Here is a 22,621-nt window from a genome sequence, read left to right on the forward strand (position 1 = left end):
GTCAGCCCTTCAGGCCACTACGAGAGATGCCTTCGATGACGTACCGCTGGGTCAGACTGAAGAGGATCAGGACGGGGATACTGGCCAGCACCGCGCCCGCCATGATCACCGGATAGTGGATCGTGTACGCGCCCTGCAGGATCGACAGGCCCGGCGGCAGCGTGAAGTACTCCGGGCTGAAGATCACGTAGATGGGCCAGATGAAGTCGTTCCAGTTGGACAGGAAGCTCAGCACGGCCAGCGTGGCCAGCGCGGGCCGCGACAGCGGCAGCGTGATCCGCCAGAAGATGTGCCAGTGGTTGGCGCCCTCCATCAGCGCCGCCTCGTCCAGCTCACGCGGCAGCCCGACGAAGAACTGCCGCAGGAAGAACACCCCGAACGCGCCCGCCGCCCCCGGCACGACGAGCGCCGTCAGGCTGTCCAGCCAGCCGAGCTGGTCGACGATCAGGAACTGCGGGATGAGGAAGACGAACCCCGGCACCAGCAGCGTGCCGACGATCATCCCGAACATCAGCTTCTTGCCGCGGAACTCCAGCCTGGCCAGCGCGTACGCGGCCAGCGACGACACCGCGAGCACCAGCAGCATGTGCCCGGTGGCGGCGATGACACTGTTGGCGAACCAGCGCAGCACCGGCGTGTCCGTGGTGCCCTGGAAGACCGTCCCGTACGCGGACGTCGTCGGCTCGGTGGGTAGCAGCGTGGGCGGCACCCGGGTGGCCTCGGTCTGCGTCTTGAACGACACGCCCAAGGCCCACACCAGCGGCCCCACGAACACTACGGCGAGGGCCAGCAGACCCGTGTAGCGCTTCATGACCGGGTCCTGAACAGCCGGAAGTTGACCACGCTGATCAAGATCAGCAGCAGCGTGAGCAGGTAGCTCATGGCCGAGGCGCTGCCCATCTTGTACTCCCTGAGCCCCTGCTGGAGCATGTACATGATCGCGGTCCGCGTCTCCCCGCCCGGCGCTCCTTGGGTCAGCAGGTACGACTGCCCGAACATGTTCGCCGAGGCCAGGATCGTCGTCGTCACCACGAACAGCGCGACGGGCCGCAGCCCCGGCAGCGTGACGTGGACGAACTCGCCCCACCGCCCCGCGCCGTCCACCTTCGCCGCGTCGTACAGCTCGCGCGGGATGTCCTGCATCCCGGCCAGGTAGATCACCGCGTTGAAGCCGAGCGTCCACCAGACCGTCACCCCGACCAGCGCGATCCAGGCCCACGGCGTCGCGGTGGTCCAGGGGATCGGCGTGCCGAGTATCCAGGCGACCAGGCCGAGGTTCGGGTCGAGCAGCAGCCGCCACATCAGGCACACCACCGCCACGCCCAGCACGAACGGCGCGAAGAACAGCCCCCGGAAGAACGTCCGGCCCCGGAAGGGCCGGTTGAGCAGCAACGCCACCCCGAGCGGCAGCACGACCAGGAACGGCACGCTGAACACGGTGAAGATCCCGGTCGCCCGCATCGACATCCAGAAGTCGCCGTAGACCGGCGACTGGTCGTCGAACAGCGCCGTGTAGTTGTCCAGGCCGACGAACGGCTTGCCCTCGAGCATGTAGTCCCAGTCGTGCAGGCTCACCCAGATCCCGAACAGGGCCGGGGCCAGCACGAACACCGAGAACAGGATCAGGTACGGCGCCAGGAACAGGTACGGCGTCGCCTTGCCCGATCGGGGAACGCGCGTCTCCCGCTCCAGCGTCTCTTCCGCCGAGCTTTTTGCCGAGATCGCGACCATCAGGCGCCGTACTTCTTCCGGTTGGCCTCAAGGATCTTGTCGGCCTTGGCGGCGGCCTCCGTGAGCGCGTCCTTGGGGCTCTTCTTGAGCAGGATCGCCGCGTTGATCGCCTGGTCGACGACCGCGGAGGCGTCCCCGATGCCGGCCACCGACGGCGGGAAGTACAGGTAGTCGATCTGGGTGCCGATCGTGGCCTGCTCCTTCAGCGCCGCGAACTCCGCGCCTTCGCGGATCGACTTGCGGGCCGGCACCTGGCCGCCCTTGGCCCATTCCAGCGAGTGGCCGCTGATCCAGTTGATGAACACCTTGGCCGCGGTCAGCTTGTTCTGGTCGGGCGTGCGCTGCTTGAACACCACGAACTGGTGCGAGCCCGCCCACGCCGCCGGCTTCGCCCCGATCTGCGGGAGCGGCGCGACGCCCCACTCCAGGTTCTTGATCTCCTTGAGCGTGTTGATGGACCAGATGCCGTTCCAGTTGAAGGCGGCCTTGCCGTTCTGCAGGGCGATGAAGTCGGCGTCCTGGCCGACGTTCTTGGGGCTGTAGCCCTTGTTGACGAGGTCGACGAGCCAGGTCAGGGCCTGCACGCCGGGGTCCTCGGCGAAGCGCGAGACGCTGGCGTCGTCGGCGAAGTGCCGGCCGCCGTTCTGGTAGAGCAGCGACCCGAACTGCATGCTTCCGGTGAACGGGAACGGCGTGGCCCAGTGCCCCTGGATGCCCGCCTTCTTCAGCGTCTCCAGCGCCTTCATGTACTCCTCGCCGGTCTTGGGCGGCTGCTCCGGGTCGAGCCCGGCCTGCTTCATGACCGTCTTGTTGTAGAAGAAGCCGAGCGGGTGCACGTCGAGCGGGATCGAGTAGCGCGCGCCCTTGTAGACGCCGGCCTTCCAGACCGGCGGGGAGAAGTCCGCCTCGGTGAGGTTGAGCGCGTTGGCCACGTCGTCGAGGGGCAGGACCACCTGCCGTGCCGCGTTGGTGGCGACGCTGTCGACGTGCATGATGCCGATGTCGGGGCCTTGACCAGCGGAGACGGCCGCGGGGACCTTCGCGTAGTAGTCCTCCCACTTGTAGACGTTCATCGACACCTTGATGTTCTGGTGCTCGGCGTTGAACTGGTCCACCAGCTTCTTCATGACCGGACCGTCGCCGCCGGTGAAGCCGTTCCAGAACTTCAGCGAGACCGAGGCGCCGGTGTATTCGGTGGGCGCCGCCGTGGTCGCCGGCGCCTGCGCCTGCTTGGGGCCGCCGCCTCCGCCGCAGCCCGCCGCGCCGATGACCAGCGCGCCGAGGCCCAGTCCCAATGCGTGCCGCCTGGAGAGGTTGTCGAGGGACATGCCAGATCACTCCTGCCCGTGAGGTTACGGACGTTCTACAACGTTGGTTCCAACGTTGTAAATTACTTGGCGCCAGTTCGTTACATCGTTGTAAACCAGGTAGGGTTCGCGACGGCGAAGGGGGCGAAGGGGCATGGTGCGGCCGAGGCTTAAGGACGTCGCCGAACTGGCCGGGGTGTCGATCAAGACCGTGTCCAACGTGGTCAACGACTATCCCCATGTCAGCGGCGAGACACGGGCCCGGGTGGAGGCGGCGATAGCCGAGCTCTCCTACCGGCCGAACCTGTCGGCGCGCAGCCTGCGCCAGGGCCGCTCCGGCGTGGTAGCGCTGGCGGTGCCCGATCTGGACAACCCCTACTTCGCCGAACTGGCCACGAACGTCATCGAGGCGGCCGACCGGCGCGGCTGGACCGTGCTCATCGACCAGACCCAGGGCGACCGGGCCAAGGAACGCGTGGTGATCTCCGGGATCCGCGACCACCTCATCGACGGGCTGCTGTTCAGCCCGCTCGCGCTCACGGGCAAGGATCTGGCCGGGCGCGACGAGCGTACGCCGATGGTGCTGCTCGGGGAGCGCATCGGGATGGGCCGCTCGCCGTACGATCACGTCGGCATCGACAACGTGGCCGCCGCGCGGGCGGCCACCCTGCACCTGGCCGAGCGCGGCGCGCGCAGGATCGCCGCCATCGGCGTGCAGCGCACGGCCGTCGCCGCGACGGGCCGCCTGCGGCTGAAGGGCTACCAGCAGGCGCTCGCCGAGGCCGGCTTCCCCGCCGACCCGTCACTGGCCGCGCCGGTCGCCCGCTGGGGGCGCGCCGACGGCGCCGAGGCCATGGGCCGCCTGCTCGACTCCGGCGCGCCGGACGCGGTCTTCTGCTTCAACGACACGCTCGCGCTGGGCGCCCTGCGAACGCTGCTCAAGCGGGGGTACGAGGTGCCGGGCGAGGTGATGGTGATGGGGTTCGACGACATCCAGGACGGCCGGTTCGCCACGCCGACACTGTCGACCGTGGCGCCCGACAAGGCGCAGATCGCGCAGGCGGCGGTGGACCTGCTGGCCGAGCGGCTGAGCGGCGGGACGGAGAAGGCGCACGAGGTGTGCGTGCCGCATCGACTGGCATTTCGGGAGAGTACGGATTTGTCGGGGAAGTAGCCTCAGCGGAATGGACAACGCCGCGTTAACCGACATGGGCCTCGTCCACGAGGCTCAATCCGGCGACGTCCGCATCTTCGCGATCCCGCCGCTCTGAGGCGGTGACTGCGGGCGATCGTGCGCAGCGCCGGCGAGCCTGGCCCACGACGACGTGGCGGCTGCCTTCTCCTCGGGCCGCTCATGCTGCTCCATACCGCCCTCTTCCTCAGTAGAGGCTGGGCGGGGTGACGGATACAGCACCCGTGAAGTATCCATCCACTTCGAATCCACAGCCTCCTGACAAAGTCGACGCGAAGGAATTGAGTTTCCAGGACAGAGAAAGGTACGACCCGCGTGCGAAGAAGAGCGAGCTGGAGACTGGCCACGGCATTCAGCCTGGTCGTCGTCGCCGGCCTGGTAGCCGTTCCTGATACGGCGCTGGCGGCTCCCGCCATCCGGCTGTCCGCCCCCGCGAAGTTACGGGTGGCGGACGTTCCCGGTTCCGTCGACTACCTGACGAAGAAATACGGCGTCAGTGTCGACGAGGCGATGCGTCGGCTGGAGTTGCAGCGAACCTCGGGGGCTCTGCACACCGTGCTCACCCGCGACTACGCCGACTCCTATGCGGGGTCCTGGATCGACCAGGAGAACGGTGGTGTGCTGGTCATCGCGAGTACCGCCGCCGAGGCGCTGGTCCCCGCGCTGAGCGCGATCCCGGACCGGAGCCACGTCCGCGTCGCGGCCGTGCGGCACTCCCTCAAGGAGCTGAAGGCGAAGGCCGCCGACGTCGGTGCCCGTCTCGGGCTCACGCCCGAGCAGGCGCCGGTGATCAACGAGGAGAAGAACCGCGTCGAACTGCACAACCAGGCCGCGGCCGCGGTACGCGGTTCGGCCAGCCGGCTCGCCACAGCCGGCGACCTGGACGTTACCGTGATCGATCCGCCGACCATCACACTCCAGCGGGGTCCGTGCGAGATCCAGGCGTGTTTCCCCCCGATGCGCGGCGGCTTGCGGCTGGACCTCTACGACGTGAACTACTACAAGCTCGCGGGCGACTTCTGCACCAGCGGCTTCAATGTGAAGGGCTCGAACGGGTGGAAGTACACGCTTACGGCGGGACATTGTCTCACGGGTGAGAGCTATTACACGAAGCACACGGACGTGTTCGTCGGCCGCCGCGAAGCCTCGACCAGCAACTCGGAATATCCGGCGGATGGAGCGCTCATGCCGTTCGTCACCAGGGGCTTCACGGAATACGTGAAAACCTGGGCGAAATGGCCGTATAACACGGTGATCCACTACAGCACCAAGGCATTCCCGATATTCGGAATGTGGGCGTATAACGACGTCCGTGTCGGCTGGGTGGTGTGTTCGACCGGCGCGCGGTCGAACAACACCAGGTGCGGCGACATCACGAAAAAGGATGGAGGCTTCCAGTCGAACATCTGCACCCAGTCCGGAGACAGCGGCAGCCCGCTCTACAGTGAGGTCGACAACAAGGCCTACGGGATCCTGCACGGGTCTTCGGGGCTGGGCTGTTGGACCGGTAAAACGTCGTACTGGTCGTCGCTGACGTACATCTTCAATATGGCGAAGAAATCCGGTCTTACCTTCGAGCTGGTCACCGACCCCGACCCGTAACAACAGGCCGCGCGCCTCGAAACATTAGGGGGAGCGATTATTTCCTCTCAGGTCGATCGCTGTTCGCTATGCTCGACGTCATGGCTGACGTCGAGCTACGCCACCTGAGGACCATGGCTGCCATAGCCGAGGAAGGAACATTCGGGCGGGCAGCGCTCCGGCTTGGCTACACCCAATCGTCGGTGAGCCAGCAGATCGCCGCGCTGGAGAAGGCCGTCGGTGGCGCCGTCTTCGATCGGCCTGGAGGTCCCAGGCCGGTACGAATCACTCGCCTTGGCGAGGTGGTCCTGGCCCACGGGCGCGATCTGCTCACGCAAGCGGAGGCGCTGGCCGACGCCGTCGATCGCTTCAGGGCGGGTAGCGGCCGGATCGACATCGGCACCTTTCAGGGCGCGACCAACCTGATCCTGCCGGCCGTCGTGCGCCGGCTGCTGAGCGAGCACCCCGGCTGCGACATCAGGCTTTCCGAGGTGGAACCGGAGGATCCACACATCGGGGATCTTGACCTGTTGTTCCACTACGGCCGGATCGAAGGCGACGTCGAGCACGTCGAACTGCTCGACGAGCCGTATCTCCTGGTGGCCGGCGCCGGCGCGTTCCCCGATGGTCCAGTGCGGGTGGAGCTGCTCGACGACGCTCCGATGGTCGCCTGGCCTCCCACCTATCACCAAACATGGCTGGAGCGGGAGCTGGCCGGCACCGGCGCGCGGCCACGGATCGTGTTCCGCACCGCCGGCCACGAAACCATCGTGTCGATGGTGCGGGCGGGCATAGGGTCGGCGGTGCTGCCGTGGCTCGCCCTTCACGGATCCGATGCCTGGTCCGACGACCGGCTCAGCATCCACCAACTGCGACCATCGCCCGCCACCACGTGGTATCTGTACTGGCCGGCCGGCCGCACCCAGTCGCCGCTCGCAGCCCGAGCCATCGCCATCGCCGTCGAAGGCGCAAAAGAGCTGGCCGGCCAGATTGCGTGACCATCGCTACAGGCGATCAAATTGATCGATAATTATCGCTTTTCACGATGGAGTCGCGGTATTTAGCCTTCCAGGCATGAACGCTCATCAATCCCATGGCGAGCAGCTCCTGTCGATCAACGGCGTCGAGCTGTGCGTGGAGACCTTCGGAGACCGCGCGAGCTCGGCGATCATGTTGGTGGCCGGGGCGGCCGCCTCGATGCTGTGGTGGGACGCCGAACTGTGCGAACGCATCGCCGCCCGTGGCCAGTTCGTGGTCCGGTACGACCATCGAGACACCGGCCGGTCGACCTGCCACCCGCCGGGACAGCCCACCTATTCCCTCACCGACCTGGCCCTGGATGTGCTCGGGATTCAGGACGCCCTGGGCATCGAACGCGCCCACGTGGTCTGTCAGTCGATGTCCGGCGGGGTCGGACTCATTCTCGGTGTGGACCATCCCGATCGGGTCGCGTCGCTGACGTTCGTCTCGACCTCGACCGGGGCCGACGACCTGCCGCCGCCCTCGAGCGATCTGGCCATGCCGGCCGAGCCGGATTCCTTCGACGCGGCCGCGCTCGTCGAGTACGTGGTCGCCGGCGCGAGGGCCTGCGCCGGTGGCTCGCCGTACTTCGACGAGGCCGCGATCCGCGCGTTGGCCGAACGTGACGTGGCGCGTGCCAGGAACTACGCCTCGACGCTGGCCAATCACTACGCCATCGAGTTCGACGAGCCGGCCCAAGGCGGCTTCGGCGACATCGCGGCGCCGACGCTCGTGGCCCACGGCGACCACGACCCACTCCTGCCGCTGCCGCACGGCAAGGCGCTCCGCGACGCCATCCCCGGCGCCGAGCTGCTGGTCCTGGAAGGGGCCGGACACGATCTGCCGCGCCCGGTATGGGATGACCTCGTGTCGGCCCTGGTACGGCACACAGAACCCCCGGTACGGCGCACGGAAGAAGGCCGCTCATGAACCGGCTGCGATCGGCGCTCTGGCTGCCGCTCTTCGACGACCTCGCCGACCCGCGAGCGGTCGCGCGCCTTGCCGCCGACGCGGAGGAAGCCGGCTGGGACGGCTGCTTCGTATGGGATCAGCTGTGCTGGCGAGCGCCGGTCCGGCAGGTCGCTGATCCGTGGATCGCGCTGGCGGCGATCGCGATGGCGACCGAGCGGCTGCGGCTCGGCCCGATGGTGTCGCCGCTTCCCCGTCGACGGCCGGCCAAGGTCGCCCGCGAGACCGCGACGCTGGATCGGCTCAGCGACGGCCGCCTGACCCTCGGCGTCGGCCTTGGCGGAGACCGTTTCGCCGGCGAGCTGTCCAAGACCGGCGAGCAACTCGACGATCGGCGGCGCGGACAGATGCTCGACGAGTCCTTGGCCATCCTGGCCGCCGCCTGGTCCGGCGAGCCGGTGCGCCATCGCGGCGAGCACTACACCGTCGACGACATCGCGTTCCTGCCGCGGCCGGTTCAGCGGCCCGGCGTGCCGGTGTGGGCCGCCGGATTCCCGGGCAACGCCAAGCCGATCCGCCGCGCCGCCCGGCTCGATGGCTTCTTTCCGGTCAATCTCGAGCACCCCGACCAGTTCGCCGAGGTCGTCGCCGCCCTCACCGAACTGCGCCATGGTGAGATGGCCTCGTACGACATCGCCGTCGGTCTGCCGCACGGCGTCGATCCGGAGCCGTACGCGAAGGCCGGTGCGACCTGGTGGCTGCCGGAGTTCGAACCGGGCGTACGGCTCGACGTCGTGCGTGGCGTACTCCGCGATGGCCCGGCAGGGTGACGCGTCAGTCGGGCGTCAGGACGGCGCGTCCCCTGAGCTCTCCGGCGCGCAGGCGGGTCAGCGCCTCATGGGCGGCGGACAGCGGAAACCGCTCGACCTCGACGTGCAACGCCCCGGAGCGGGCGAGGGCGATCACCTCCGCGAGTTCGGGCAGGGCGCCCCAGAACGGCAGTGAGATCCGGCCGCCCGGGGGCAGCGGGCCCGGTTTGCGGACGGTCAGGTGCCCGCCGCCGTTGCCCACGATGGCGAGATCACCGCCGGCGCGCAGGCTGGCGGCGGCCAGATCGACCGTCGATTGGCTGCCCGCGAAGTCGAGCACGACGTCAACGCCGCTGCCGCCGCTCGCCGCGCGCAGGACGCGGCCGGTGTCCGGCGAAAGGCGGGTGCTCAGGTGGGCGCCGCACCTGTCGGCGACGGCCAGGGCCTCCTCGCGCACGTCGACGGCGAACACCCGGCTCGGCGTCAACGCGCGCAGGATCTGAATGGCCAGGTGCCCGAGGCCGCCGACACCGATCACGGCGACCGTCGATTCGTCGTCCAAGGACGCCCGGCACCGCTGGATGGCGTGATACGGCGTCAGGCCGGCATCGGACAGCGGGGCGGCCTGCACAGGATCCAATTCGCCGATCGGCTGGAGGTGGCGGGCCGCCGGCACGAGGACGAAGTCGGCCATCCCGCCGTCGCGGCCCAGCCCCATCCCGGCCCACGGCAGGTCCGCTCGGCGGTCGCAGTAGTTCTCCCGGCCCGCCACGCAGCGTCGGCATTCGCCGCAGCCCCAGGGGCCGTACACCACGTACCGCTCGCCGACGGTGATCCCGGTGACGGCCGAGCCCACCGCCGCGACCCGGCCGGCGACCTCATGGCCGAGGGTGAACGGCGCAGGGAAGGGCATGTCACCCGGACCCGCGTCGAGAACGTGCAGGTCGGAGTGGCAGATTCCGGCGGCTTCCACGCGCAGGAGGACCTCGAGCTCTCGCGGGGCCGGCTGGTCGACGTCGGTGAGGACGGGCGGCAGGCCCCAGCCCGGCAGCCGGAGCGCTCTCACCGCGCCGTCCGATGCGCCGGGAGGCGGATCTCGGCTTTTGTCATGGTCGGCACCAGCATGGCGACACAGTAGCAAACTGAAGTTGGTTCAGTATCGAAGGCGACCCCCTTGCTCGAGGGTGGCTCGTCGTCTAAGGTTCTCGAACTGAGTTCATTTTGGGTGACAGGGCGCGGAGCGCGTGAGCCGCCCTGCGAGAGAGTGACGGTCGGAATGGATCAATTCCTGCTCGTCCTGGTAAGCGGCGTCGCCAGCGGCGCGATCTACGGTTTGATGGGCCTCGGCCTAGTGATCATCTACCGGGCGACGGACGTGGTGAACTTCGCCCTCGCCGCCCTGGCCACGCTGGGACTCTATGCCGCGATCACCTTCCGTGACAGCGGCGTCGCGATGCTCCTGTGCGTGCTCGCCGCGATCGCCGTGACCGCGCTGGCCGGGGTGGTCGCCCGAGAGGTGGTGATCCGGCCGCTCGGTCAGGGGCAGTTGTTCTCCGCGCTCGTGGTGACGATGGGTGTCTCGCTCATCGTCGAGAGCGTGGTGGACTCGATCTGGGGCACCCAGCCGAAGACCTTTCCCAGCCTGGTGGACGGCACCGTCCGATGGGGTGACGCGGCGCTGCCGGCGCAGAGCCTGGTGACCATCGGCATCGCGGCGGTGGCGATGGCGGCCGTCGCCTTCCTGTTCGGCCGCACCACGCTGGGGTCGGCGATGCGGGCCGTCGCCGAGTCCGCGGACACCGCCCAGCTCATCGGCATCAGCGCGCAACGCGTCGCGCGGATCGCCTGGGCACTCGGCCTCGCTCTGGCCGCCCTCGCCGCCTGCCTCTACGCGCCCAGGTCGGGGCTGGTGCCCACGGTCCTGGCCGCGCCGCTGTTCCGCGCGTTCGCCGGGATCTTCCTCGGCGGGCTCACGAGCATGTACGGAGCCGTCATCGGAGGTCTGACCGTCGGGGTACTGGAGAACCTCGCGGCCAGCTACGTCTCGGCCAGCTTCCGCGACACCTTCGTGTTCTCCTTCACCGTCCTCGTGTTGCTGATCCGCCCGCAGGGCCTGTTCGGCACACGCACCTTCCAGCGGGTCTGAGGAGCAGCGCATGGTATTCACCCGCTCGAATCTCGCGTGGGCCGCGCTCGGCCCGGTCGCCGGGCTGGCCCTCGTCGCGCTGATGCAGTCCGGGGCGATCCCCGCCTATCAGGCCTATTCGGTCGGGCTCGCCGCGGTCTACGCGATCGTCGTCCTCTCGGTCGGCCTGCTGGCCGGCTGGTCGGGGGTGTGGTCCGTGGGCCATCCCGCGTTCGTCGCCGTGGGCGCCTACTTCGCGGCGTACGGCGGTGCGCACCAGTGGCCGCTGGAGTGGGTGATCGTGGGGGCGATCGGGTCGTGCGCGTTGATGGGCGCCTTCCTCGGGTACGCCGGCGCCAGGTTCTCGGTGCTCTACATCGCCCTGCTGACGTTGGCGTTCAGCCTGGTGTCCCTCGAGGTGATCAACCGATGGACCAGCGTGACCGGCGGCGACCAGGGCGTGGCGGTGGCCCCGCTTGACAGTGTGTTCGGCGCGGTCCCGAGTGGCGGCAGCGAGGCCCAGTATCTCGCCGTCCTCGTGGCGGGAGCGGTGTTCGCGGTCGCGGTCTTCGCCAGGTCGACCGCGCTGCGCATGCGGCTGGTCGCCGCGAAGGCACACCCGCTGGTCGCCCGTTCGGTGGGCATCGTGCCCGAGGCGCAGACCGCTCTGTCGTTCGCGGTCAGCGCGGCGTTCACCGGCTTGGCCGGCGTGCTGCTGGGCCTGATCACCGGCTTCGTCAGCCCTGATACGTTCTCGGTGAACTTCGGTGTCACCATCATCGCGGCCTGCGTGCTCGGTGGCGTCGGCTCGGTGTTCGGCGCTGTGGTGGGCGGGGTCTACCTGGTGTGGGTTCCGACGGTGGCCGACGCCGTGTCGGTGCCGCAGCCAGTGGTGCAGGGCGTTCTGCTGATCGCCGCGCTGATCTTCCTCCCCGGTGGAGTGGTCCCGTTCCTGGGCTCGCTGGTACGAAGGGCGCTGGGCAGGCGAGCCCCTGGCCCTCTCGACGGCGAGCATTACGTCAGCGCGACGGCCGCCGACAGCGGGGACGGTGCTCCCGCCACCCCGGCCAGGGACCGGCCGGCCGCGGACGAGGTGGCGCCGTTGCTGGTCGTCGATGGCCTGTCCGTGCGATTCGGCGGTCTCAACGCCCTTGAGAGCGCCTCGCTCGACGTACGGCCCGGCGAGGTGCTCGCCATCATCGGCCCGAACGGCGCCGGCAAGACCACGCTGCTCAACGCCGTCTCAGGGCTCATCGGCGGCGCGCGGATCAGCGGCGCGGTCGACTACGCGGGTGTGAACCTGATGGGGACGAGGGCCACCGCACGGCGCCGGCTGGGAATCGCCCGCACCTTCCAGCACGCGGAGACCTTCTCGGAGCTCACGGTCGCGGAGAACGTGCTGTGCACCAAGCGCTGGGTCGGCACGGCGGACCGCACCCGGGCCGATGAACTGCTCGCCTTCACCGGACTGGCCGACGTGGCCGACCGTTACCCGGCCGAACTGCCGTTCGGGCTGCAGAAGCGCCTGGACCTGGCCCGGGCGATCGCCGAAGAGCCGAAGCTGCTGATCCTGGACGAACCGTTCGGCGGCCTGGACGCCACAGAGCGGCAACTGGCCGCCCAGCAGATCGTCCGCCTGCGTGCGCTGGGCGCCGCCGTCGTGATCATCGATCACGTTCTGGACGACCTCTTCGCCGTCGCCGACCGGGTGGTCGCCTTCGACTTCGGCAAGCCGATCGGTTCCGGCGAGCCGGGCGCCATTCTGGCGGACCCGAAAGTGCGCTCGTCGTACCTCGGCCTGACCGCCACGCGCGCCGAGTTGCCGGCCCGCGCCGACGAGACCGTCGCCATCGCCCTGCGCGACGTCAGCCACCACTACGGCGGTGTCGCCGCCCTGCACGACGTCCACCTGGACATCGGCAAGGGCGCGGTCATCGGCGTCGTCGGGGCGAACGGCGCGGGCAAGAGCACGCTCGGCAAGATCATTCATGGCTCGCTGCGCCCGTCGTCGGGGCAGGTGCGGATCGGCGAGCCTGGTGCCCCTCCGGTCCGCGGCAGCCTGGTCCCCGAAGGTCGTGCCCTCTTCAAGACCTTGTCGTTGCGGGAGAACCTCGAAGTGGCCGGTTACGCCGCAGGCGTCCATGGATCGGCTCTGCGTACCCGCCTCGACGAGACCGCCACGTGGCTGCCGGAGCGACTGCGCGGCCGCCTGTCGGTGGCCGCGGCGGGGCTGAGCGGAGGAGAGCAGCAGATCCTGGCCATCGCACGGGCCCTCATGGCCCGGCCGGACGTGCTGATCCTCGACGAGCCCGCGCTGGGGCTGGCGCCGGCCCTGGTCGACGAGGTGTACGCCCGGATCGAACAGCTCGCCCGCGAGGGGATGACGATCGTGCTCCTGGAGCAACTGCTGAGCAGGGCGCTCACCTCCTGCCATGAGGTGGTGGTGCTGCACGAGGGCCGGGTGGCCGCGCGCGGAGACGCGTCGGACCCCTCGTTCGCCGAGACCGCGGAGCTGGCCTACTTCGGTGGGGAGGCCGCGACCTTGCTCAAGCTACGCGACGTGAACGAACTGGAGGCCTGATGCTCGACGTCGATCCGGCGCTGCTCGGCGACACGGATGAACGCAAGCAGCTACGGGAGGTTCTGCGCGACTTCTTCACCGAGGCCGCCGCGTCGGAAGACGTACGCGAGCACCTGGCGACCGGCCGCGGACACGACGCGTCGCTGTGGGCGCGGATGGCCACGGAGCTCGGCGTCCAGGGCCTGGCGATACCGGAGGAGTACGGCGGGTCGGGCTTCTCGTTCGCGGAGCTCGCGGTGGTCTTCGAGGAGGCGGGGCGGGCGTTGCTGTGCGCCCCCTTGCTCTCCACCACCGTGCTCGCGACCTATGCCCTGTTGCTCGGCGGAGATCGCGAAGCCTGCGCCCGCTACCTTCCCGGCATCGCCGCGGGCACCCTCACCGCGACGGTCGCGGGCTTCGGCGACGACGGCGGCGGGCTACGAGCCACGCCAGGGAAGGGCGGGTGGGTCGGCAACGGGGCGGCCGACTTCGTGCTCGACGGGTGCGGGGCCGACCTGATCCTCGTCGCGGCGCGGACCGCCGATGGAGCCGGTCTCTTCGCGTGCGAGCGTGGCGCGGAAGGCGTCACCCGGACGGCCCGGACGGTTCTGGACGGTACCCGGCCCCAGGCCCTGGTCACCTTCGCGGACACTCCTTTCGTACCGATCGGGCAGCCGGGGAACGCCGCCGCGATCACCGGGCGGGTGCTCGACATCGGGCGGGCCGCGCTGGCCGCCGAGCAGGTCGGCGGGAGCGCGCACGCGCTCGACGCGAGCGTGTCGTACGTGCTGCAGCGCCGTCAGTTCGGCCGGCAGATCGGCTCGTTCCAGGCGATCAAGCATCGGCTGGCCGACCTGCTGGTCGAGATCGAGGCGGCACGTTCGGCCGCGGTCTACGCGGTGGCGTGTGTCACCGCCTCGTCGCCGGATCTGCCGGTGGCGGCCAGTACGGCGAAGGTGGTCTGCTCCGGCGTGTACAGCCGGGCGACGGCCGAATACGTGCAACTGCACGGCGGGATCGGGTTCACTTGGGAGCACCCCGCCCATCTTTATCTACGCCGCGCCCGAGCGGCGGAAGTGTTGTTCGGCACGGCCGGTGACCACCGGGCACGACTGGGCGGTCTGCTCGGCCTGAACGTGGTCTGACAGGCGATATTTCGCACAATCCCGGCTATTGACAGGGCAGCAGGCGGCCCATAGAACTGTACTGAATTCAGTTCAAGGAGGAACGTTGACGGTAGACGAAGAGATCCAGTTCGAGCGCGATGGCAACGTCGCGAGAGTCTGGCTCAACCGCCCGTGGAAGAAGAACTGCGTAACCCTGCCGATACTCAAGCGGCTCGACGAGATCATCACCGAGGTCGACGCCGACCCCGAACTGCGTGTCCTGGTGCTGCGCGGCCGGGGCGGCACGTTCTGCTCGGGCTTCGATCTCGACGAGTTGCAGGCCGACTACATCGGCAGCAGCACGGCCATGGACGTGGCGGTCATCTCGGCGAAGGTCTGCGACCGGCTGTACTCGATGAGCACCCCCTCGGTGGCGGTGCTGGAGGGTCATGTCACGGCCGGCGGGTTCGAGCTGATGATCTCCTGTGACTTCGCGATCGCCGCGGACGACGCCAAGATCGGGGACTTCCACATCCGCCGGGCTCTGTTCGGCGGCGCGGGGCCGATCTACCGGGTGCCCCGCATGATCGGCATCCGCAAGACCAAGGAGCTGATGCTCACCGGCAAGCTGCTGACCGGCGTCGAGGCGGCCGACTTCGACCTGATCAACAAGTCGGCACCCGCAGAGGAACTCGATGCCACGGTCGACGAGTTCATCAGCCACCTGACCGACAAGAGTCCCTTCCAGATGCGGATCACCAAGATGACCATCGACCGCAGCCTGGAGGCCGACATCCAGTCGCTGATGGTGATGGAGCACCTGGCCGTCGGCGTGACGCTCAACTCCCAGGACGCCGCCGAGGGCGTGGCCGCGTTCCTGGAGAAGCGCGAGCCGAAGTGGAAGGGTCGCTGACCGGTGTCGACGATGGCGCAGGCCGGTCTGCGGGGCTCGCGGTGCGGTGAGTGCGCGGTGACGGTCTACCCGGCCGACGACGCCTGTCCGCGATGCGGGCGGGCGACGTCCGAGGTGACGCTGTCCTCGGCGGGGGAGCTGTGGACGTGGACGGTTCAGCGGTTCGCCCCGAAATCACCCCCGTACGCGCCGCCGCCGGAGGGCTTCCGGCCTTTCGCCGTGGGGTATGTGGAGCTGCCGGAGGGCGTCCGCGTCGCGGCGGTGCTCGACGTCGGCGACCTCGACTCGATCCGGATCGGCATGCCGCTGCGGATCGAGCCCGCCACCGGAGTGCCGCGCGCCGTCCCGATCGAGCCTGTCACCGGAGCGCCGCGCGCTGTCCCGATCGAAGGCGCCCGATGACGGACGTCCTGATCGCCGGTGCCGGCATGTCGCCCTTCGGGCGTACCGAGCACACGACCGGCCGACAGCATGCCGTGCACGCGGTGAACGCCGCGCTCGCCGACGCCGGGATCGCGTGGTCACGGGTGGGAGCGGCGTTCGGCGGCAGCGACGTCGCCGGGCTGGCCGATACCCTGGTGGCCCAGCTCGGCCTGACCGGCCTGCCGTTCGTCAACGTCAAGAACGGCTGCGCGACGGGCGGCAGCGCCCTGGTGTCGGCGGTGAACGCCATCCGCGGCGGCATGGCCGACGTGGTGCTGGCCGTCGGGTTCGACAAGCACCCACGGGGCGCCTTCGACCCGATGCCGGCCGACTGGGGCCTGGACGAGGCATACGGGCGCGACGGGCTGATGGTCACCACCCAGTTCTTCGGCATGAAGATCCGCCGCTACATGCACGATCACGGGATCAGCTCCCGTACGCTCGCGCTGGTCGCGGAGAAGGCCTACCGCAACGGCGCCCGCAACCCCAACGCCTGGCGGCGCACGCCGATGACCGCCGCCGAGATCCTCGCCTCTGGCCTGGTCAGCGACCCGCTGACCCGCTACATGTTCTGCTCTCCGGGAGAAGGCGCGGCCGCGCTGGTGCTGTGCGGCGCCTCGGTGGCCGGGGAACTGGCGAGCGTCCCGGTGACCCTGCGATCGGCGGTCGTGCGCTCTCGCCGCTTCGGCTCGTTCGAGGTCTTCAGCCCGTGGATCGCCGGCGGCGAGCTGAGCAGCGTGACCAGGGACGCCGCGGCGGCGGCGTTCGAAGCGGCCGGCGTCGCCCCCGGCGACGTCGATGTGTGTCAGCTGCAGGACACCGAGAGCGGTGCCGAGGTGATGCACATGGCCGAGTGCGGGTTCTGCGAGGACGGTGAGCAGGAGAAACTGATCGCCTCCCGCGCCACCGAGATCGGCGGCTCGTTGCCGGTCAACACCGACGGCGGCTGCATCGCCAACGGTGAGCCCATCGGCGCGTCGGGTCTGCGTCAGGTCTGCGAGGTGGTCCGGCAACTGCGCGGACAGGCCGGAGACCGGCAGGTGCCCGGCCGGCCGAGAGTCGGATTCACCCACGTGTACGGCGCCCCGGGCGTAAGCGCCTGCACGGTGCTGTCCCGATAGAGGACTTCCGATAGAGGAACTGATGAGCGATAGTCCGGTACCTGAGAAGTTCAGGGCAGAGGCCCGCGACTGGCTCGCGTCGGTCGCCCGGCCGCGGCAGGCCAACGGTGCCTGGGGCACCGGTGACGACTCGGTCGCGGTCTTCGAGAACTGGTCCGAAGAGGAGGAGCGCGAGCACACCGAACGGATCCGGGCCTGGGAGGTGACCCGGTTCGACGCGGGCTGGGGCGCGCTGAGCTGGCCGGCGGAGTTCGGCGGACGCGGCCTGCCCGTGTTCTACGAGCAGCTCTACCGGCAGGAGGAGGCCGCCTTCGACGTCCCGCGCCGCACCGAGATCTTCCCGGTCACCCAGCAACTGGTGGCCCCGGCCGTCCGGATCTGGGGCACGCCGGAGCAGCGGGAGCGCTGGATCAGGCCGATGCTGCGCGCGGATGAGCTGGCCTGCCAGCTGTTCTCCGAGACCGAGGCCGGGTCCGATCTGGCCGCGGTCCGTACGCGGGCGGTTCGCGACGGCGATGCCTGGGTGCTCGACGGGCACAAGGTGTGGACCTCGGGGGCGACGGTCGCGTCCTGGGGCGTGGCCGTCTGCCGTACCGACCCTGACGTGCGCAAACACGCGGGCATCACCGTGTTCATGGTGCCGATGGACGCCCCGGGCGTCACCATTCGCCCCATCCGGCAGATGACCGGCGGGATCAGCTTCAACGAGGTCTACCTCGACGGTGTCGTGGTACCCGACACCGATCGGCTGGGCCCCGTCGGCGAGGGATGGCGGGTCACCCTGACGGTGCTGGCCGCCGAACGGCTCGACTCCGGCGCCCTCGGCCTGGACAACGCCGACCGCGCCGTCGAGCTGGCCCGGCACCTGCCGCGGCCACTCACCGGCCACGAGCAGAACCTCGCGGCCGACCTGTACGTTCGCACGCTCGTCCAGCGCCTCATCGGCCTGCGCGTGACCGCGGCGCTGGTCTCCGGCCGCGAACCGGGCGCCGAGGCGTCGGTGGGCAAGCTCTACGCCACCGAGACCATGCGCCGCACCAGCGACCTGGTCCTGCAACTCCTCGGGCCGCGCCTGGTCGCCGACACCGGAGAGTGGGGCACCTTCGCCTGGACCGAGCATCTGCTGGGCGCGCCCGGCTACAGCATCGCCGGCGGGACCGACGAGATCCAGCGCACCATCCTGTCCGAGCGGGTGCTCGGCCTGCCCAAGGAGCCCGTACGATGACCGCCGAGCTCGCTTCGCCAGACCTGGCCGACCGGGTCGCCGGCGCGTTCCCCGGGCAGCGGGTGGGCCCGCTGGAGACGCTCGCCGGCGGCCACTCCGGACTCACGTACGTGCTCACGGTGGGAGAGCGCAAGCACGTCGTCAAGGCGGTCCCGCCCGCCGAACGGCCGGTGGGCCGCAACGACATGCTCCGCCAGGCCCGGGTGCTCCAGGCGCTGGCCGGCACGGCGGTGCCCGTCCCGGAGGTGGTGGCGGTCGACGAGCGGCAACCGGCCTGGTTCGCCATGGAGTTCGTCCCCGGTGAGGCCGCGGAACCGGTGCTCGACGAGCACGATCTCACTCCGGAGCTGGCCCGCGCCCGCATGCTGGAAGCCGCCCGTGTCCTGCGGCGGCTGCACGACCTCGACGTCGCCTCCCTGACGTTGGACGCGCCACCGCCTCGCGACGCGGTCGCCGAGCTCGGCCAGTGGAGCCGCACGATGCGCGCCGTTCCCGCCGAGCTGCGCCCCGGATCCGACGGCCTGCTCCACCGGCTCGCCCGGGATGTGCCCGCCGATCTGCCACCGGTCCTGGCGCACGGCGACTTCCGGCTCGGCAACGTGCTGTACCGGGCGCGGGAGGCGGCGGCCGTCGTCGACTGGGAGATCTGGAGCGTCGGCGACCCGCGTACGGACCTGGCCTGGTTCCTGCTGTTCGCCGACCACCGCAACTTCCCCGCGCTGGGCAGAGAAGTGCCCGGGCTGCCCACCGAGGCGGAGTTGCTGGAGGCCTACCTCGCGGGCGCCGCGCCGTTGCCCCGCTTCGACTGGTTCCGCGCGCTCGGCCGGATGAAGATGGCCGCGATCATGGGCCACAACCTGCGGCGGCACCGCGAGGGCCGGATCCACGACCCCGACCAGGAACGCCTGCCGCCGACCATCGCCGCCATGATCCGCACAGCGCACGACTTTCTAGGGACATAAGTGGATTTCGCCTACTCGCCCCGCGCACGCGAGCTCCAGACCCGGATGCGGTCCTTCATGGAGCAGCACGTCTACCCCGCCGAACCCGTCTACGACCGGCAGCTCGCCACCGCCGGCGACCCGCACGCCCTGCCTCCCGTGATGCTCGAACTCAAGGAAAAGGCTCGCGCCGAGGGCCTGTGGAACCTGTTCATGTCCCACGGCGACTGGGGCGCCAACCTGACGAACCTGGAGTACGCGCCACTCGCCGAGCTGGCCGGCGGCTGCGTCTTCGGGCCGGAGGTGTTCAACTGCTCCGCCCCGGACACCGGGAACATGGAGCTGCTGGCCCTGTTCGGCACCCCCGAGCAGCAGGAGCGGTGGCTGCGCCCGCTGCTGGCGGCCGAGATACGGTCATGCTTCGCCATGACCGAGCCCGACGTGGCCAGCTCGGACCCCCGGAACCTCCGTACCAGGATCACCCGCGACGGCGACAGCTACCTGGTCAACGGCCACAAGTGGTACACCTCGGGCATCCTCGACCCGGACTGCAAGCTGATCATCCTCATGGGGGTGACCGACCCGGACGCCGACCCGTACCGGCGCCAGAGCATGTTGCTCGTCCCCCGGGACACCCCCGGCATCACGGTGCTGCGAGACCTGCCCATGTTCGGCTACACCGACCGGCTCGGGCACGGTGACGTGCTCTTCGAGGACGTACGCGTACCCGCCGCCAACCTGCTCGGCGGCGAGGGCGACGGCTTCGCGCTCGCTCAGGGACGGCTCGGACCAGGCCGGATGCACTACGCCATGCGCGCGGTCGGGTTCGCCGAACGGGCCCTCGCGCTCATGTGCCGTCGCGTGCTCGACCGCGAGGCGTTCGGCGGCCCGCTGGCCGACCAGGGCGTCGTGCGGGAATGGATCGGGCGCAGCCGCATCGAGGTCGAACAGGTGCGGCTGCTGGTGCTCAAGTCCGCGTGGCTGATGGACACCGTCGGCAACTCCGCGGCCCGTATGGAGGTCGCGGCCATCAAGGTGGCGGCTCTGGAGACGGCGCACCGGGTGGTGGACCGGGCCGTCCAGGCGTTCGGCGCCGCCGGGGTCAGCGACGACACCGTCCTGGCCCGGCTGTTCGCGATCACCAGGGCGCTGCGCATCGCCGACGGGCCCGACGAGGTCCACCTGCGTACCGTCGCCCGCCAGGAACTGGCCAAGTACCGAAAGAAGGGGGCGGCATGAACGTGCTCGACGGCCGGACAGCGGTGATCACCGGTGGGTCCCGCGGCATCGGGCTGGCCATCGCGCACGCCTACCGGGCCGCGGGAGCGCACGTGGTCATCGCCGCGCGCAAGGCGGAGGGGCTGGCCGGCGCGCGCGCCGAGTTGCTGCGCACCGAGGCGGGCGGGGGTGTGCACACCGTCGTGGCCAACGCCGGCGAGCCGGAGCAGGCACAGCGCTGTATCGACGAGACGATGGAGCGCTTCGGCCGGGTGGACGTCCTGGTCAACAACGCCGCCACCAACCCGTACCACGGCGACCTGCTCGACCTCGACCTGCCCCGCGCGGAGAAGACGGTGCGGGTCAACCAGTACGGGATGATCGCCTGGACCCGCTGCGCCTGGAACGCCTCGATGGCCGAGCACGGAGGCGCCGTCATCAACATCGCGTCGGTGGGCGGGCTGATCGTCGACCCGCACATCGGCTACTACAACGCCACCAAGGCCGCCATGATCCATATGACCAGGCAGCTCGCCTACGAGCTCGGCCCCAAGGCGCGCGTCAACGCGATCGCACCGGGACTGATCAAGACCGAGCTGGCGCGGGCCGTCTGGGAGGCACGCGAGCCCATTCTCACCGCGAAGCTGCCGCTGCGGCGGCTGGGCACGCCCGAGGACGTGGCGAGCGCGGCGCTCTTCCTGGCCTCGGACGCCTCGTCCTGGATCACCGGCCAGACCCTCGTCATCGACGGGGGCGCGCTGGCCCTGCCGATCGGGGTCGACGAGTGATCGACCACCTGTTCTCCCTGAGCGGGCGGACGGCCGTGGTCACCGGGGCCTCCTCCGGACTCGGGGCCCGCTTCGCGGCGGTCCTGGCCGCGTCCGGGGCGACCGTGTTCGCGGCGGCCAGGCGGGCCGACCGGCTGGCGGAGCTGGCGGCCGGTGATCCCCGTATCCACCCGGTGGCCTGTGACGTCAGCCGCGAGGACGATCGCGAACGGCTCGTCGCGACCGCCGTGGCGGAGACCGGCCGGTTCGACGTCCTGATCAACAACGCCGGCGTCGCGGGCGGAACCCGCGCCGAGGACGAGAGTTCGCAGGACTTCGCTGACGTTCTCGCCGTGAACCTGGTCGCCCCGTTCCATCTGGCCCGCCTCATGGCCACGGCGTCCGGCACCGGCCGCAGCATCGTGAACGTCGCCTCCATCCTGGGCCTGGTGTCGGCGGCCCCGATGGGCGGCGCGAGCTACGCGGCCTCCAAGGCGGGGCTGGTGGGACTGACCCGTGAGCTGGCCGGCCAGTGGGGTCAGGCGGGCGTGCGGGTCAACGCGCTGGCGCCGGGCTGGTTCCGATCCGAGATGACCGAGGAGCTGTTCGCCGACGCCCGGTCCAGTCGGTGGGTCGAGAAGAACACGATGCTGGGCCGTGGCGGGGACCCCGCCGAGCTCGACGGCGCTCTGCTCTTCCTCGCCTCGGACGCCTCGTCGTACTGCACCGGACAGGTCCTGGTCGTCGACGGCGGCTGGACGGCGCGATGAGTGTCGGCGAGAAGAGCGTCGGCGAGGAGAGTGTCGGTGAGAAGAGTGTCGGTGAGAAGAGTGTCACGGTGGAGGTCCTGGACGGGGTGGCGGACGTCGTCCTGTGCCGGGGCGAGCGCGGCAACGCCATCTCTCTGGGGCTGGCACGCGAGCTGCGGGACGCCGCCCAGGTCTGCCTGAGCGAGAACGTCCGGGCGGTCCTGCTGCGCGGCGCGGGGCGATCCTTCTGCGTCGGCGGCGACCTGCGCGAGTTCTCCGGTCTGCGGGGGAGAGCGCTGGAGGAGCACCTGATCGAGGTGACCGACGCACTGCACGGAGCGTTGCGGATCTTCGCCACGATGGACGCGCCGCTCGTCGCGCAGGTGCAGGGGGCGGTCGCGGGCGCCGGAGTCGGACTGGCCGCCGCCGCGGACCTCACCATCGCGGCGGACGACGCGACGTTCACGCTCGCCTACACCGGCATCGGCTACTCGCCCGACGCCGGGGTGACCTGGTCGCTGCCCCGGCTGGTCGGTCCCAAGCGGGCGCTGGAACTGCTGCTCACCAACCGCCGCATCACCGCGCGGGAAGCGGCCGGCATGGGGCTCGTGACGACCGTGGTGAGCGCCGAGCGGCTGCCGGCAGAAGCTCGGCGGTTGGCCGCCACGCTCGCGCGGGGGGCGACCGGGGCCTTCGGCGCGACTCGGCGGCTGGTGTCCGACGCGCTGTCCAGTGACCTCGACGCGCACCTGGACCGTGAGGCCCGCGCTCTCGCCTCGGCGGCGACCTCCCCCGAAGGGGAGGAGGGCGTGGCCGCCTTCCTGGGCAAGCGCCCCGCTCGCTTCTCGGGCGGCACCGAGCAGCGCGGCTTGTGACCCAGGCCGCCATACCTTTCCCTTCCCTTACCGACTGACCGGAGTGGAT

Annotated in this window: 21 protein-coding genes; 17 read left to right on the forward strand and 4 right to left on the reverse strand. The window is 70.0% G+C overall.

Translation table 11 applies throughout. The features are described from left to right. Position 1: 1 nt before the first annotated feature. From AB0C30_RS56010 to AB0C30_RS56020, 3 genes are read right to left on the reverse strand one after another with little or no spacing between them, the layout of a single operon-like run. Positions 2-811, reverse strand: a complete 810-nt coding sequence (locus AB0C30_RS56010; RefSeq protein ID WP_357960668.1) for a carbohydrate ABC transporter permease — start codon at positions 809-811, stop codon at positions 2-4. Further along, positions 808-1,731: a sugar ABC transporter permease gene (locus tag AB0C30_RS56015; RefSeq protein ID WP_357960671.1), complete on the reverse strand. Its 924-nt coding sequence runs from the start codon at positions 1,729-1,731 to the stop codon at positions 808-810. Before AB0C30_RS56015 ends, AB0C30_RS56010 begins: the two co-directional genes overlap by 4 nt. Next, entirely contained in the window at positions 1,731-3,059 is a 1,329-nt protein-coding gene (locus AB0C30_RS56020) for an ABC transporter substrate-binding protein (protein ID WP_357960674.1), read from the reverse strand. The genes AB0C30_RS56015 and AB0C30_RS56020 overlap by 1 nt, the downstream gene beginning before the upstream one ends. 133 nt (positions 3,060-3,192) lie before the next feature. On the opposite strand from AB0C30_RS56020, the gene AB0C30_RS56025 reads away from it, so the two are divergent. From AB0C30_RS56025 to AB0C30_RS56045, 5 genes are all read left to right on the forward strand, one after another. Next, entirely contained in the window at positions 3,193-4,212 is a 1,020-nt protein-coding gene (locus AB0C30_RS56025) for a LacI family DNA-binding transcriptional regulator (RefSeq protein ID WP_357960676.1), read from the forward strand. A gap of 333 nt (positions 4,213-4,545) precedes the next feature. Further along, positions 4,546-5,832 (forward strand): S1 family peptidase, encoded by a 1,287-nt coding sequence (locus AB0C30_RS56030; RefSeq protein ID WP_357960679.1) that lies wholly within the window; start codon positions 4,546-4,548, stop codon positions 5,830-5,832. A gap of 80 nt (positions 5,833-5,912) precedes the next feature. Then, a complete protein-coding gene (locus AB0C30_RS56035; RefSeq protein ID WP_357960682.1) occupies positions 5,913-6,809 on the forward strand; it encodes a LysR family transcriptional regulator in 897 nt (298 codons plus the stop codon). Between the two features lie 76 nt (positions 6,810-6,885). After that, positions 6,886-7,761, forward strand: coding sequence for an alpha/beta fold hydrolase (locus AB0C30_RS56040; protein ID WP_357960685.1), 876 nt, complete (start codon positions 6,886-6,888; stop codon positions 7,759-7,761). Beyond that, positions 7,758-8,570 carry an LLM class flavin-dependent oxidoreductase gene (locus AB0C30_RS56045; RefSeq protein ID WP_357960688.1) on the forward strand — a complete coding sequence of 271 codons (813 nt, stop codon included), beginning with the start codon at positions 7,758-7,760 and terminating at the stop codon, positions 8,568-8,570. The genes AB0C30_RS56040 and AB0C30_RS56045 overlap by 4 nt, the downstream gene beginning before the upstream one ends. Before the next feature lie 4 nt (positions 8,571-8,574). Here AB0C30_RS56045 and AB0C30_RS56050 read toward each other — a convergent pair whose 3' ends face one another. After that, a complete protein-coding gene (locus AB0C30_RS56050) occupies positions 8,575-9,615 on the reverse strand; it encodes an NAD(P)-dependent alcohol dehydrogenase (RefSeq protein ID WP_357960691.1) in 1,041 nt (346 codons plus the stop codon). 210 nt (positions 9,616-9,825) lie between these two features. Here AB0C30_RS56050 and AB0C30_RS56055 point away from each other — a divergent pair, with 210 nt between their 5' ends. The 12 genes from AB0C30_RS56055 to AB0C30_RS56110 all read left to right on the forward strand — a co-directional run bounded on the left by AB0C30_RS56055 (position 9,826) and on the right by AB0C30_RS56110 (position 22,572). Further along, complete coding sequence (locus AB0C30_RS56055; RefSeq protein ID WP_357960694.1) at positions 9,826-10,695, forward strand: branched-chain amino acid ABC transporter permease; 870 nt, start codon at positions 9,826-9,828, stop codon at positions 10,693-10,695. 10 nt (positions 10,696-10,705) lie between these two features. Next, positions 10,706-13,255, forward strand: coding sequence for an ATP-binding cassette domain-containing protein (locus tag AB0C30_RS56060; protein WP_357960697.1), 2,550 nt, complete (start codon positions 10,706-10,708; stop codon positions 13,253-13,255). Continuing rightward, positions 13,255-14,379: an acyl-CoA dehydrogenase family protein gene (locus AB0C30_RS56065; protein ID WP_357960700.1), complete on the forward strand. Its 1,125-nt coding sequence runs from the start codon at positions 13,255-13,257 to the stop codon at positions 14,377-14,379. Before AB0C30_RS56060 ends, AB0C30_RS56065 begins: the two co-directional genes overlap by 1 nt. Positions 14,380-14,464: 85 nt before the next feature. Next, on the forward strand, positions 14,465-15,253 hold the full coding sequence (locus AB0C30_RS56070; protein ID WP_357960703.1) for an enoyl-CoA hydratase/isomerase family protein: 789 nt from the start codon (positions 14,465-14,467) through the stop codon (positions 15,251-15,253). A gap of 12 nt (positions 15,254-15,265) precedes the next feature. Next, positions 15,266-15,655 (forward strand): OB-fold domain-containing protein, encoded by a 390-nt coding sequence (locus AB0C30_RS56075; protein WP_357960831.1) that lies wholly within the window; start codon positions 15,266-15,268, stop codon positions 15,653-15,655. After that, positions 15,652-16,797 (forward strand): thiolase family protein, encoded by a 1,146-nt coding sequence (locus tag AB0C30_RS56080; RefSeq protein ID WP_357960706.1) that lies wholly within the window; start codon positions 15,652-15,654, stop codon positions 16,795-16,797. The genes AB0C30_RS56075 and AB0C30_RS56080 overlap by 4 nt, the downstream gene beginning before the upstream one ends. A gap of 22 nt (positions 16,798-16,819) precedes the next feature. Beyond that, positions 16,820-18,022, forward strand: coding sequence for an acyl-CoA dehydrogenase family protein (locus AB0C30_RS56085; protein ID WP_357960709.1), 1,203 nt, complete (start codon positions 16,820-16,822; stop codon positions 18,020-18,022). Further along, a complete protein-coding gene (locus tag AB0C30_RS56090; protein WP_357960712.1) occupies positions 18,019-18,984 on the forward strand; it encodes a phosphotransferase family protein in 966 nt (321 codons plus the stop codon). The genes AB0C30_RS56085 and AB0C30_RS56090 overlap by 4 nt, the downstream gene beginning before the upstream one ends. After that, entirely contained in the window at positions 18,985-20,202 is a 1,218-nt protein-coding gene (locus tag AB0C30_RS56095) for an acyl-CoA dehydrogenase family protein (RefSeq protein WP_357960716.1), read from the forward strand. It abuts the gene before it with no gap. Next, the gene (locus AB0C30_RS56100; protein WP_357960719.1) at positions 20,199-20,969 is read left to right on the forward strand and encodes an SDR family oxidoreductase; all 771 of its coding nucleotides are present in this window, start codon (positions 20,199-20,201) and stop codon (positions 20,967-20,969) included. The genes AB0C30_RS56095 and AB0C30_RS56100 overlap by 4 nt, the downstream gene beginning before the upstream one ends. Further along, complete coding sequence (locus AB0C30_RS56105) at positions 20,966-21,718, forward strand: SDR family oxidoreductase (protein WP_357960721.1); 753 nt, start codon at positions 20,966-20,968, stop codon at positions 21,716-21,718. Before AB0C30_RS56100 ends, AB0C30_RS56105 begins: the two co-directional genes overlap by 4 nt. Further along, positions 21,715-22,572 (forward strand): enoyl-CoA hydratase/isomerase family protein, encoded by an 858-nt coding sequence (locus AB0C30_RS56110; protein WP_357960724.1) that lies wholly within the window; start codon positions 21,715-21,717, stop codon positions 22,570-22,572. The genes AB0C30_RS56105 and AB0C30_RS56110 overlap by 4 nt, the downstream gene beginning before the upstream one ends. The last annotated feature ends 49 nt before the right edge of the window (positions 22,573-22,621 follow it).

It is taken from the genome of Nonomuraea sp. NPDC048901 (genome assembly GCF_040649695.1).
GTDB lineage: Bacteria > Actinomycetota > Actinomycetes > Streptosporangiales > Streptosporangiaceae > Nonomuraea.

Coding starts and splice junctions, on each gene's coding strand:
- AB0C30_RS56010 (WP_357960668.1), bottom strand. CDS start 811: ATGAAGCGCTACACGGGTCTGCTGGCCCTCGCCGTAGTGTTCGTGGGG.
- AB0C30_RS56015 (WP_357960671.1), bottom strand. CDS start 1,731: ATGGTCGCGATCTCGGCAAAAAGCTCGGCGGAAGAGACGCTGGAGCGG.
- AB0C30_RS56020 (WP_357960674.1), bottom strand. CDS start 3,059: ATGTCCCTCGACAACCTCTCCAGGCGGCACGCATTGGGACTGGGCCTC.
- AB0C30_RS56025 (WP_357960676.1), top strand. CDS start 3,193: ATGGTGCGGCCGAGGCTTAAGGACGTCGCCGAACTGGCCGGGGTGTCG.
- AB0C30_RS56035 (WP_357960682.1), top strand. CDS start 5,913: ATGGCTGACGTCGAGCTACGCCACCTGAGGACCATGGCTGCCATAGCC.
- AB0C30_RS56040 (WP_357960685.1), top strand. CDS start 6,886: ATGAACGCTCATCAATCCCATGGCGAGCAGCTCCTGTCGATCAACGGC.
- AB0C30_RS56045 (WP_357960688.1), top strand. CDS start 7,758: ATGAACCGGCTGCGATCGGCGCTCTGGCTGCCGCTCTTCGACGACCTC.
- AB0C30_RS56055 (WP_357960694.1), top strand. CDS start 9,826: ATGGATCAATTCCTGCTCGTCCTGGTAAGCGGCGTCGCCAGCGGCGCG.
- AB0C30_RS56060 (WP_357960697.1), top strand. CDS start 10,706: ATGGTATTCACCCGCTCGAATCTCGCGTGGGCCGCGCTCGGCCCGGTC.
- AB0C30_RS56065 (WP_357960700.1), top strand. CDS start 13,255: ATGCTCGACGTCGATCCGGCGCTGCTCGGCGACACGGATGAACGCAAG.
- AB0C30_RS56075 (WP_357960831.1), top strand. CDS start 15,266: ATGGCGCAGGCCGGTCTGCGGGGCTCGCGGTGCGGTGAGTGCGCGGTG.
- AB0C30_RS56080 (WP_357960706.1), top strand. CDS start 15,652: ATGACGGACGTCCTGATCGCCGGTGCCGGCATGTCGCCCTTCGGGCGT.
- AB0C30_RS56085 (WP_357960709.1), top strand. CDS start 16,820: ATGAGCGATAGTCCGGTACCTGAGAAGTTCAGGGCAGAGGCCCGCGAC.
- AB0C30_RS56090 (WP_357960712.1), top strand. CDS start 18,019: ATGACCGCCGAGCTCGCTTCGCCAGACCTGGCCGACCGGGTCGCCGGC.
- AB0C30_RS56100 (WP_357960719.1), top strand. CDS start 20,199: ATGAACGTGCTCGACGGCCGGACAGCGGTGATCACCGGTGGGTCCCGC.
- AB0C30_RS56110 (WP_357960724.1), top strand. CDS start 21,715: ATGAGTGTCGGCGAGAAGAGCGTCGGCGAGGAGAGTGTCGGTGAGAAG.